The following is an 11822-nucleotide window of genomic DNA, read 5'->3' as shown; positions in this document are numbered from 1 at the left end:
CCGCGGCGTCCCGGGATTCCGGGCGGCGGTCCCAGTATTTGAGACGCCGGAGCGTTACGTTGCGAGGACGCGGACGCCTGACGGACACTCCGACCGGGAACGCGTACGACCGTTCCCGTACCCCTTGAGAGAGTTCGGAATACCCACCGTGAGTCTGCTGCGCAAAAAGCCTTTGGAGCGAGCCGTCAAGGAGGCTCGCGGAGAAGGCGAACAACGCCTTCGCCGGGACCTTTCCGCTCTGGATCTGACCATCCTCGGGGTCGGTGTCATTCTCGGCACCGGAATCTTCGTGCTCACCGGTACGGTGGCCCGGAACATGGCCGGGCCCGCCGTGGCGCTCTCCTTCGTCGTCGCCGCCGCTGTCTGCGCCTGCGCGGCGCTGTGCTACGCGGAATTCGCCTCCTCGGTGCCGGTCGCGGGTTCCGCGTACTCCTACTCGTACACGGCGCTCGGCGAACTGCCCGCCTGGATCATCGGCTGGGCGCTGAGCCTGGAACTGACCCTGGCGACGGCGGTGGTGGCGGTCGGCTGGTCCGGCTATCTGCAATCGATGCTCAACAGCGTCGGACTGCACCTGCCGGCCGCGCTGAGCGGCGGGGACGACGCCGTGCTGAATCTGCCCGCGGCGCTTCTCGTGCTCGTGCTGGGCGCGGTGCTCATCGTCGGCGGAAAGCTGTCGAAGGGCGTCACCAATGTGCTGGTCGGCATCAAGTTCGCGATTGTACTGCTGGTCATCATCGCCGGGCTGTTCTTCATCGACACCGACAATTACCACCCCTTCGTGCCGGAGGCGCAGCACACCGCGAAGGTCTCCGGCTTGCAGGCCCCGGTATTGCAGCTGCTGACCGGTATCACGCCGACGGCATTCGGTGTCGCGGGAATTCTCAGCGCAGCCGCGATGGTGTTCTTCGCCTACATCGGTTTCGACATGGTGGCGACCTCGGCGGAGGAGACCCGCCGCCCGCAGCGCGATCTGCCCATCGGCATCATCGCCTCGCTGGTCGTCGTCACCGTGCTGTATGTCGCGGTGTGCCTGGTGGTCACCGGAATGCAGCACTATTCGCAGCTGTCGGTGAAGGCGCCGCTGGCCGACGCCTTCACGGCGAAGGGCCATCCGTTCTTCGCCACGATCATCAGTCTGGGCGCGGTGGTCGGCCTGGCCGCGGTGAGCCTGATCTGCTTCCGTTCGCAGAGCCGGGTGATCTTCGCGATGGCCCGGGACGGGCTGCTGCCGAAGGCGCTGTACAAGGTCGATCCGAAGCACGGCACCCCGAAGATCAACCTGGTGGTGCTCGCGGTGATCATGGCGGCGCTGGCGGCGTTCATGAAGTTCGACGTGCTCGCCGAGATGGTCAACATCGGCACCCTGTTCGCCTTCGCCGCGGTCTCGGCCAGCGTGCTGATCCTCCGGCGCACCGCCCCCGACCTGCCCCGCGCCTTCCGCACGCCGTGGGTGCCGTTCATCCCCCTGGTCTCGCTGCTGTGCTGCCTCTACCTGATGCTCAACCTCCAGCTGATCACCTGGGTCGGCTTCCTGGTCTGGCTCGCGGTGGGCCTCGCGCTGTACTTCGGGTACGGGCGGCGCCACAGCAGGCTCGCCGAAGGGGTACCGGACGCGGCCGAGCAGGCCGACGCCACGGTGTCGTAACCGCTCGTCATCGACGCGGAAGGGCCCGCCACGGACCGGTCCGTGGCGGGCCCTTCCGCGTCCTCACTCGACCGCGGGCAGCTCCGCCAGGAACTCCAGCAGCGCGGCGTTGACCTCGTCCGGCCGCTCCTGCTGCGTCCAGTGGCCGCAGCCGGGCAGGGCCGGGGCCTGGCGTACGTTCGGCATCATCCGCTCCAGGGCGGACAGCAGCTCGGTCATCGCGGGGAAGGACCGCACCAGGTCGCGGTCGCCCGCCAGGTACAGCCCGGGTACCTCGATGCCGCGGCCCTGGAACGGCGCCGTCAGCTCCCAGTTGCGGTCGAGGTTGCGGTACCAGTTCAGGCCGCCGGTGAAGGCGCGGTCGCCGTGCCGGGCGTACTCGCCCACGAAGGTGTCGATGTCCTCCTGGCTCAGCCAGGCGGGCAGCTCCTCCGGCTGCGGCATGGTGTCCAGCAGCTTGCCGCCCTCCGGGATCACCCACGGCTGGGGCGGGTCGGTGAACGGGCTGTCACCGGAGCCGTTGACCAGCATGGCGCGGAAGGTGGCGGGCAGGTCCTGAGCCAGCTCGGCGTCGGCGACGCCCGGTTCCTGGAAGTAGATCTGGTAGAAGCCGTCCCCGAGGGCCTCGCGCAGGCGGGGCAGCGGCGCCGCGGGCGAGCGCGGGGCCGGCGGCACGCTCAGCCCGACGACGCCGCGTACGACGTCCGGGCGCAGCTGGGCCGTCGTCCAGGCCACCGGCGCGCCCCAGTCGTGGCCGACGACGACCGCCCGCTCCTCCCCCAGCGCGTGGATCAGGCCGATCACATCGCCGGTCAGGTGCAGCATCGTGTACGCGGCGATGTCGGCCGGCTGCTCGCTGCGCGCGTAGCCGCGCTGGTCGGGGGCCACCACGCGGTAGCCGGCCGCGGCCAGCGGCGCGAACTGGTGCCGCCAGGAGTACCAGCACTCCGGGAAACCGTGCAGCAGTACCACCAGGGGCCCCTCCCCCTGTTCGGCGATGTGCAGCCGGACGCCGTTCACCTCGACGGAGCTGTGCTCGACTTCGCTGGTCACATGTCCTCCTGCGGTCGCTCGCGGGTGCACCGGACGGTGCGGGCACTGTACGTTCCGCACCGAACGGTACGGCCAACGGGCCCGCGGGGAAACGCCCTTGCCCGGCGAGCCGCCGGCCCCTCCCGGCTCAGCCGGTGTATTCGACCGTGACCGGTGCCGTGTTGTCTGCTGGTTCGGGTCGGTCTTCGGTCCGGAAAGGGCGTGCACCGATCCCCGGGCACCCTCGACCCGCCGGTCGATGCGGACACGCACCCAGGTGCCGCCGACCTCATAGCCGTGGCACTCGGCCGGGCCGCTCCCGGACGCGCCCGGCTCGCAGTAGACCATGTCGCTCGTGTGCTCGCCGCGCGGCACGGTGACCAGGCTGACGCCCTCGGGCAGGGTCACCGCCATCTCGGGATCGACGAAGTTCCTCGGATACGGCACCTGGGCGTCGACGGTTTCGCCCACCTTGCCCTTGATGGTGAAGCCGACCGCCTGGAGGTCGTTGATCCCCGTCGTGTCGAAGTCCAGGACACTCGTGGCCGCGTCGGCGTGCGAGTACATCGACGGGGCGAAGTCGCTGCCGCCGCCGTCGACGGGGCGCAGGCCGAGCGGCGCTCCGGTGCCGCGCGGGGCCGAGGCGGGCAGCAGCCGGTGCTCGCCGGACGTCTCGTGGGCGCGGAGCACGGTGTAGGAGACACGGCCGTGCATCGCCGTCGCGTCGGCCTGTGCCGTGAACGGGGCGTCCGTCTCGTACGCCGCACCGGGCGGAAGCGGTCCGGGGAAGTCGCACTGCGCCCTGGTGGGGGCCACGGCCTTGTCGTACCGGCAGTTGCTGTGGACGCGCCGCAGCGTCGCCTCGGTAGCCTCGACGAGCACGGTCACCCCGCCGTCGATGCCGGTGTCCCCCCTGTTCCCGAAGGCGGGTGTCAGCTCCATCCCGGAACCCGGCCGGACGGCGGTCCTCTTGGGGACCTGACGGGCCGTGATGACGGGGGCGCCGATGACGACCTGGGTGGCGTGCCGGACGGTGGGGATGCCGGGGCCGGTCACGGTGACGGTGATGGCTCCGGCCGGCCCCGGGGCGGCCCCCGGCTGCGGCACCAGGGTGAACGGGGTGAAGATCGCACCCTGTTCGACGTCCACCGTGCAGGTCATGATCTGGCCCGTCATGCCGCACTTGTTGCCCTGGTCCGGCCAGGTGGGGCGCGCCTTGCCCTTGAGGACGGACAGGTCGATGCGGACCTTGACGTTCTTGACGACCGGGTACGGCGCCCGGGCCTTCAAGGTGATCTGGTACTTCCCCGGCGTGTCGTCCCGGACCGGTGAGTCGGCCCGGGGGATGTAGTACGTGTTCCGCATGCCGCTGAGCGTCAGTGCCGGGCCCGTGGCGGGCGCTCCGCCATCGACGGCGACCACCGGCGCCTTGCCGGCAACCGTCACCGCCACGGCCAGCGTCACCAGCACCACGGCCGCCGTGGCGCCCACCACGCGCTGCGACCGGGTCCCCGTTGTCGATCCGTTCATACGAGGCCAGACCGGCACGGGCCCTGGATGGTTGCACGCGAAACGAAAAAACGGGCCTTCCGGCAGCACGCCGCCCCCTCACGGCCCGTCGTCCCCCTCCCGGGGCTGGGTGCCCGGCATGATCTCGATCAGGATCGAGTCGTCGTCCTCGATGACGAAGGTGGGGTCGGTACGGGGCCGCCAGCCGACGGGCAGGACGTAGTAGCGGCGGTCGCGCTCCAGGATCAGGCGCAGTCCGGTGTAGCGGTACCGGTAGTGCATGCCCGGCAGCGTCTCGGCCGTCAGCCCGGGGCCGGTGAGGCTGAGGCGTTCGGTGCTCAGGACCACGACGGCGGGGCGGCGCACCAGGTGGGCGGCGGCCTCGCGGGCGTCCTGTCTGCCGAGCTGGCCCGCGACGAGGGCAATGGCCCACACCAGGAACAGCCCGGCCGCGACGACCGGCAGCCCCCTGCGCCACAGCCCGCGTGCGGGGCGGGCCGGGTTCGCCGCGCCGCTCTGGCTCAGGACGAGGCCGGTGGCCACGAGCAGGGGCGCTGCCCAGCCGTACGGCTGAATGTGCTGCCACAGCAGCATCAGGCCGGCGCCGGCCGCCACGAACAGCGCGTACTGCCGGGCGACGGCCCGCCCGGCGCGGCGTACCCGGAGCGTGACACGGCCGGGGACGCGAAGCGCCACGAGAAGGTCCGGCAGGCGCGGTCCCAGGGCCAGGAGGGCCAGGCAGACGAGGACGGGCAGGGTCACCAGCCGCAGACTCCAGATGATCATCTGCGGGAAGCCGAAGCCGAGGACGGACGCGCGGATACGGAAGTAGCCGAAATAGGCGCTGCTGTGCATGACGCCCGCGTAGAACATCAGGCCGCCGACGAGCGATCCGGCGCCAAGGACGGTGTTGACGAACTCGAACCGCTGGTCGGGCTGGGGTGGCGTGCCGGGCCCCGGGCCGACGGCGTCCTGCGGTGCGGCGGCGCGGCGGATCCGCCGACGGCGCAGGGCGCGGGCGCGGACGGCTGCCGGATCGCCCGGTGCGGGCGGGGCGCCCATCGCCGGTCAGGGGGTGCTGGAGGCGGGCCGGGTGGGGCCGGGCCGGGCGGTGTCCGGCTGTGGGGACCGGCCCGTCTGCCCTTTCTGCCTTTCGGCCCCGTCCGCCGTGGGGCCGGTCGAGCTGTCGTCCGTCGGTGACGGGCTGTCCGTGTCGGGACACCCGGCCTCGTCACCGGGGGTCTCGTGGCACGAGGAGCCCGTGGTGGGGAAACCGGGGCTGGGCGTGACCCCGACGCCGGTGGCCTCGGGGTCCCCCGTGTCCGTGGCCGGCTGTGGCACCGGCTTGACCGGATCTCCGCCCTGGCTGTACGAGGCCGGGTTGCCGCCGCCTCCACCGCCGTTCCCGCCCCCGTCGCCGTGATCGCCGCCGCCCGGCCCGTCCGACGCCGGAGCCCCGCCCGCTTGTGACCCGGAGGGCGACGCCGTGCCGGTCGGCGCGCCACCGGGCCCCGTGGTACCACCACCGGGCTGCCCGCACGCCGTGACACCGGCGAGCACCATCAGGGCCACTGCCGCGGTGAAACGACCGGCTTTCGCTGCTGCGGACCTCATCTCGGACCCCCGCCCCCCGTGGACCGCTGCTGTGAGGCTAGCAGCGGCCCGGCGGCCGGTCACCGGGCCGGGACCACCACCGGCACACCGGCCCGAACAACGGCCCGCCGAGGGCCGGTTGACCTAACCTGAGCATCGGCGGGGCCGCTTGCCATCGAAGGGACGGGGCAGCGTGGACGGGTATCTCGTGACGGGGGATCTGCTGATGGGCGCCGCCCTCTTCGGTACGGCGCGGCGCGGCCGGACGCTCGCGGGGCGCCGCCGTGGCGTGCGGACGGCCGCCCTGGTCGCCTTCGGCGGCGTGCTGCTGGGCGTGGGGCGGGACCCGGCCGTGATGGTGTGCGCGGTTTCGGCGCTGGGCGCGGCGGCCGTGCTGCTCGCGGACATGACGACGGTGCGCCGATCGGTCCTGTCCGTCGCCTGGTCCGTCGCCGCCGGGGCGCTGACGGCCCTGAACCTCGGGCAGGAGCGGGGCGGTTCGTGGGTGGCGGAGCGCAAGCCGTGGGTGACGGTCTCCGCGCTCGCGGTCCTGGGAGCGCTCGCCGCCGCGGCGGTCGCCACCGCCCGCCTGGCGCGGGACCCCGATGTCGGGCCCGGTGGTGTGTGATGTCCACCGCGCCCTCGACGGTGCTCCAGGTGGGGCTGCTGGTGCTCTTCGTGCTGCCCGGGGTCACCTACCAGTTCCTGCGCGAGTACTGGCGCGGCCCGGTCCCGGGCGAGCGGAAGCTCGGCGAGCGCGTCCTGCGGGCGGTCGCCGCCTCCGTGGTACTCGACGCCCTGTACCTGGTCGCCCTCGGCCCCCAACTGGTCGCCCTGGCGCGGGGCATCGGGCAGGACGGCTGGTCCCGCCTGGCCGCCGGGCCCAGGACCGCCGGGCTGGCGGGGCTGGCGCTGTTCGTGCTGATTCCGGCGGCGGCCGCCGCGGCCGTGACGTACTGGCAGCGGCGGCGGTTGAGTACCGTGCGCTATCGGGGCACACCCACGGCGTGGGACCAGATGTTCCGGCAGCGCGGCTCCTGCTTCGTCCGGCTCCGGCTGCGCGACGGGGTGTGGATCGGCGGCTGGTACGGCACCCGCTCGTACGCCACCTCCTATCCGCACCCGCCGGAGCTGTATCTGGAGTCGGCCTGGCTGATGCGCCCGGACGGCAGCTTCCACCGCCGGGTCGAGGACAGCGGCGGCCTGTTCGTACGGGCCGAGGACACCGACGTACTGGAGATCCTGCTGCCGCCCCGGCAGGAGCCACAGGGGTGAGGGAACCGCACCATGACGAGCGCCACGAGTCCCGGACCGGAAGGAACGCCGATGGACCCCGACGACAGGGAACTGACCCCGTGGGAGCGGGAGTTGCAGCAGGAGGGCGCCTCACAGGGGCGCGGGCACACGCCGGACGACGGGGTGGCGGAGCCCTGCGTCGCACCCGCCGACCCCGCGAGCGCCTCGCCCCGTCCCGCGCGCGAGCCGCTGCCCGTATCGGCGGAAGCCCAGGAGACGCCGGACGAGGAGTGACGCGGGGCAGGCCGTCAGGGGCCGACGTGCACCAGGGCCGCCCACACTCCGGGCAGGCGCGGGAACATCTCGCGGCGGGCCCGGCGGGTGACCGCATGGACGGCGGCGGCCACGCCCTCGCCCGCCGCCAGGTGCTCTTCGAGGGCCTGGTACATCTCCTGGGCGAGTACGTACGCCGCGCGGTCGGGCAGTTGCCACAGTGTGGAGATCACGTGTGGGAATCCGGCGAGCTGGAAGGCGGAGGCCAGGTGGATCGCCTCGTCCCGGTAGCGGGGCCCGGCCACCGCGGTGTCGCAGGCCGACAGGTACGCCAGCCGGGAGCCGCGCAGGTCGAGGGCGGAGACGTCGGCCACGGTCAGCGGCGTACCGGCGTGGTCGTGCAGCAGCAGCCGGCTGCGTGAGGGCGCCTTCGGGTCGGGGACGGCGTGGCAGGCGAAATGCGCCCAGGCGTGCCGCGGCAGTTCTTCCAGCACGCGTTCCCGGACCGCCGCCGTATCCGCCAGCAAGGTGGTGGCACCGGGCGCGCGACCGCGGACGAACTCCGCCTCGCGCGCGGCGCTGGACAGGGGGCGCGCGCCCGGCGGTGCGGGTACGGCGACCACCAGCCGGCTGTCCTGGTCGGTCCGGGGGCCGGGGCGGGCACGGGCGGCCATCAGGGCGTGTGCGGTGGGTGTGTACGACGAGATGGCCCGGTCGACCAGGGCGGGGCCGCCCTCGCGGTGGTGTCCGGCGGCGTGCAGCGGCAGCGCGGCCAGTGGCCCGGTCGGTACCCACCACACCTGCGGGAGCGGCCCCTCCGCCGCCTGCCGCGGCAGGGCCGCGTCGAGTGCGGGGGCGACCAGCGTGTCCCACATCCAGCCCAGTACGCGGTAGGCCGGGCCCTGCGCCCCGACATCGGCGACGACCCCGGGGGCGAAGCAGCCGTGCAGCACCCGGGTCTGTTCCTCGACCTCCTCGGGGGTGGTGTGGAGGGGCACCGAGCGGATGCCGTCGGGGGTGACGGCGATGGCGTCGGAGCGCCGGTCGGTGACGTTGAGGTAGATCAGCGGGCCCCGCGTGCTCTGGGCGCGCAGCCGGGCGGCGGTGGGCGGGCGCGCGAAGTCCTCGAAACCGGGCTGCTCGTGGATGCGTTGCAGCAGCTGCTCCCAGCGCTCCTCCTGTTCGCGGCGGGCCTGCCGGAGCAGTTCAGGGGCGCGGGCGGGGCTTTCCAGAGTGTGGCTCGTGGGGTGGCCGCTGCCGGTGCCCGGGGCCGGGGGCGGTGCCGTGAGCTGCCTGCGTACGTCCTCCAGTTCGTCGGCGAGCCGGGGGTGCACGGCGCGCAGCGCGCCGAGGTCGGTGCGCTGCGCGAGAGTCCTGGCGAGGAGCACGCCGCGGCCGTGTTCGAGCAGAACGGCGGCGCGGGCGGGCTCGCCCGCCTCCAGGGCGCTGGTGGCGGCCGCCCGTGCGATGCCCGGCCACCGCACGATCTGCTGTTCCTGGTCGGCGCGTTCCAGCTCGTGCGAGGCCAGGCGCGGCAGCAGCCCGATCACGTCCTCGAACGCCTCGACCGCTTCGGCGTGCAGCCCCTGCCCGGCGGCGATGTCGCTGAGCACGAGCCCGGCCCGTACCCGCGTCGGCACCTCGGCCGTGGGGTGCCGGGCCGCCGCACGCGCGGCCCGCAGCGCCCGCTCCAGCCGGTCGGCGGAGGGCTCGGCGCGGTGCAACCCGTGGAGGACGAGGGCGTGGTTGAGGTGGTAGCGGGCGCCCTCGGGCACGTCGTCGGCGACCCGCAGCAGGGCCTGCCGTGCGAAGGTCTCCGCCTCCTCCAAGGGCGGGTCAACCCTCCTGATGCGGTACGTGCGGTGCGCGGCTTCCGGCCGGGCGCGGGGCTCGTCCGTACCGGCCGTGGGCAGATCGTGGGCGGCCCGGAGCGCTACGGACAGGTGGTGGAGGCACGAGGGGTACAGGGGGTCGGCCGGGGCCAGATGCTCCAGGGTGCGGCGCCCCTGGGCCACGGCCTCGGCGAGGTCGTGCGGGTTTCCGGCGGTGCGGCCGCGCACGGTGAGCAGGTAGCAGAGGCGGATCTCGTCGGCCGTACGGGTGTAGCCGCGCTCGGCCGCCGAGCCGATGCCGCGCCGCGTCCGGGTCAGGGCGGCGTCGAGGTCGCGCGGGTCGCCGCTGTGTTCGTACGAGCTGAGCAGGACCGCGCTGAGGCGGGAGCTGCACAGCGGAAAGTACAGGTGCCGGTCGTGGAGGAGGGCCAGCGCGTACCTTCCGCAGGCACGGGCCTGTACGAGGTCTGTGGAGGCGCCGGTGTGCTCGTGGCGTAGACGCAGTGCCGTGCCGAGCTCGGTCAGCAGCAGCGCGCGGTGCGCCTTCGGGCCACGCAGTGAGCGCGCGCCACCGCCCACCCGGACGGCGTCGTCGAGGTCGGCGCGGTTGCGGAGACGTTCGTAGCGGATACGCAGTGCCTTCACCAGGTCGGCATGGTGGCGCAGGTGGGGCCCGCTGCCCGCGGTGTCGCGGACGGCCAGGCGAAAGGCGTCGACGGCGGCGTCCAGGGTGGCGGTGCTGTCCCGCTTGAAGTACAGGCGCAGGTTCGCGGCGCCTTCGGCGGCGTGCTGCGGGCCGTCGTCACCGCACTCACGGCCGCGGCGGCTCCACTGGTGGCCCCGGTACAGGCCCGCCGCACCGGCCAGGAGCATCGCCCCGGCCCCCAGCGGCTCATACCAGGGCGGCCGGTCGCCCTCCGGCACGCCGAACTCGGCGGCCACCCAGGTCAGCAAGCCGCAGCCGAGCCCGAGGATGCGGTAACGCTCCAGGAAGGGGAAGCGCCAGTTGGCGCCGCCGAACACCCCCATGAGCAGCGCGCCCAGGGCGCCGAGGGCCTGTGCCCACTGGGACACCGCCGCCTCACCCCACCGACGGCGCGGCCACCCCGAGCAGCCGGGCGAGGTCCGCCAACTGCCGCTGGGCGCGGGCGAGTTCCGTACGGTGTCCGGGCAGCCCTGCCGCCAGGGCGGCGTGCAGGCGCACCGCATCCCCGCCCAGGCGCAGCGCCTCGGCCTGCGGGTCCAGGCCCGCGCAGCCGGGCAGCACGGCGCGGCGGAAGCGCCGCCGGTCCCGGTACGCGGCCCGGAAACCGCCGTCCGCGTCCTCGGTGATGCGCCACGGTGTGCCGGTGGCGCCGCGGGCGGGTGGCCGCTCGGCGATCACCGAGGCGAGCATCAGGCGGACATCGGCCGCGCCCGCGATCCGTTCGGCGGGCAGCACGTCCCCGGCGCCGTCGGGGTCGAACCGCTCCAGCGCCGGGCCGTCCAGCGCAGCGCCGACCCGGCCGGGATCGCCCCGCACGGGGTCGGCCAGGTGGGCGGCGGCCAGGGCGGTCCGGGCGTGCACCGCCACGTAGTGGGCGGCGCCCGAGGCGGCGACCTTCGGCACCGACTCGCGGCACAGGACGGACAGGGCGTGGCAGGTGGCGCTCAGCTCGTCCCGTACCTCCTCGCGGGGCCGGGGGCCGGCCCGGAGCATGCAGGCGTACATCTGCAGGTGGTTGACGGCCCGGTGGTAGGCGACGCCGGTGCGCCGGGGCGGCGCGCCGCTGCTCGCCGTGGTCCGCGCCTGCTGCCAGGTGGCGAGCGCCGTCTGCAAGGGGCCGCGCATATGGTGTTTGCTCACTCCGGCCTCCGCTTCCGCCGGCCCGGTCCCGCGCTTCGCTCGCGCACCCGGCCCCCTGTCAGCCGATGCCCCGTTCGGGACGCGGCCCCGGATCGTAGTGCGGGGCGACCCGGCGCAGCTCCGCGAAGTAGGCGTCGGCCTCCTCCCGCAGGCAACGGCGTTCGCGGAATTCCCCCAGGCCGGCGCAGCTGGGCAGCACGGCCTGCATGTAGCGCTTCTTGTCCTGCCAGTAGCCGAAGCGGCCCCGGCCCGTCCCGTCACCGCTGCCGATCGGCCAGACGCCCATGGCGCTGGGGCGGGTGGCGGCCTCGTCGCCGAGCAGGGAGGCCAGCAGATCACGCGCGTCCGCGGCACCGGCGATGCGCATCTCGGCGGTGAGCACCTGGTCATGGTGGCCCAGGGTCAGCGCGTACAGCGTCCGGTCACGGCCGTCGTGCACCTCCCGCTCGACCGAGGCGACCTGCCCGCACGTCGGGTCGGCGTAGTGGGAGGCGGCCAGGGCCATGCGGGCGTTCTGCAGGGCGCTGTGCCGGTTCCGTGGGGCGCACAGCCGGGCCGTCTCCCGGCCGAGCGCCCCGAACGCGTAGTAGGCGGGCGCCAGTTGGCCGGCCCGGGACAGTTTCACGTACGACAGGAAGCCGCCCAGGCCGCGTGTGTAGCTCCGGGCGGCCAGGAGCGGCCGGCCCTCGTCCTCGTAACGCCGCCCCTGCTCCCAGAACCGCAACGCGGACTGGACGAACCGCTCGACTCCGGGCATGGCCGCCTCCCCCGATTCCCGCCCTCCCGCCCGCCGGGCACCCGGCCGGGTGGACGCCCGTCAGCGCTGACGGGCCGGGCGTACGCATCGAGTCTA

The 11822-nt window shown here is 73.9% G+C and carries 9 protein-coding genes; 4 read left to right on the top strand and 5 right to left on the bottom strand.

The window, feature by feature from the left end:
* Positions 1-148 precede the first annotated feature (148 nt).
* Complete coding sequence (locus tag CP984_RS36070; RefSeq protein WP_030177851.1) at positions 149-1648, top strand: amino acid permease; 1500 nt, start codon at positions 149-151, stop codon at positions 1646-1648.
* A gap of 63 nt (positions 1649-1711) precedes the next feature.
* Here CP984_RS36070 and CP984_RS36065 read toward each other — a convergent pair whose 3' ends face one another.
* Positions 1712-2701 carry an alpha/beta fold hydrolase gene (locus tag CP984_RS36065; protein WP_030177853.1) on the bottom strand — a complete coding sequence of 330 codons (990 nt, stop codon included), beginning with the start codon at positions 2699-2701 and terminating at the stop codon, positions 1712-1714.
* 1587 nt (positions 2702-4288) lie between these two features.
* The gene (locus CP984_RS36060) at positions 4289-5251 is read right to left on the bottom strand and encodes a hypothetical protein (RefSeq protein WP_003982351.1); all 963 of its coding nucleotides are present in this window, start codon (positions 5249-5251) and stop codon (positions 4289-4291) included.
* 724 nt (positions 5252-5975) lie between these two features.
* Between CP984_RS36060 and CP984_RS36055 the strand changes: the two genes are divergently transcribed.
* Genes CP984_RS36055 through CP984_RS36045 form a run of 3 tightly spaced genes read left to right on the top strand, consistent with a single transcriptional unit; the run spans position 5976 to position 7312 of the window.
* The gene (locus CP984_RS36055; RefSeq protein ID WP_003982349.1) at positions 5976-6410 is read left to right on the top strand and encodes a hypothetical protein; all 435 of its coding nucleotides are present in this window, start codon (positions 5976-5978) and stop codon (positions 6408-6410) included.
* Positions 6410-7057: a DUF6338 family protein gene (locus CP984_RS36050; protein WP_003982348.1), complete on the top strand. Its 648-nt coding sequence runs from the start codon at positions 6410-6412 to the stop codon at positions 7055-7057. Before CP984_RS36055 ends, CP984_RS36050 begins: the two co-directional genes overlap by 1 nt.
* 51 nt (positions 7058-7108) lie before the next feature.
* Positions 7109-7312, top strand: coding sequence for a hypothetical protein (locus tag CP984_RS36045; protein ID WP_003982347.1), 204 nt, complete (start codon positions 7109-7111; stop codon positions 7310-7312).
* Between the two features lie 14 nt (positions 7313-7326).
* Here CP984_RS36045 and CP984_RS36040 read toward each other — a convergent pair whose 3' ends face one another.
* From CP984_RS36040 to CP984_RS36030, 3 genes are read right to left on the bottom strand one after another with little or no spacing between them, the layout of a single operon-like run.
* Positions 7327-10197, bottom strand: coding sequence for a CHAT domain-containing protein (locus CP984_RS36040; protein WP_003982346.1), 2871 nt, complete (start codon positions 10195-10197; stop codon positions 7327-7329).
* Positions 10198-10204: 7 nt separating this feature from the next.
* A complete protein-coding gene (locus CP984_RS36035) occupies positions 10205-10969 on the bottom strand; it encodes a hypothetical protein (protein WP_129820908.1) in 765 nt (254 codons plus the stop codon).
* Positions 10970-11027: 58 nt separating this feature from the next.
* On the bottom strand, positions 11028-11726 hold the full coding sequence (locus tag CP984_RS36030; protein ID WP_003982344.1) for a hypothetical protein: 699 nt from the start codon (positions 11724-11726) through the stop codon (positions 11028-11030).
* Positions 11727-11822 lie beyond the last annotated feature (96 nt).

The sequence above is a fragment of the Streptomyces rimosus genome, from assembly GCF_008704655.1.
Classification (GTDB): domain Bacteria; phylum Actinomycetota; class Actinomycetes; order Streptomycetales; family Streptomycetaceae; genus Streptomyces; species Streptomyces rimosus.
Note: the sequence above shows the minus strand (reverse complement) of the source record. Positions and strands in the feature narration are given on the sequence as shown.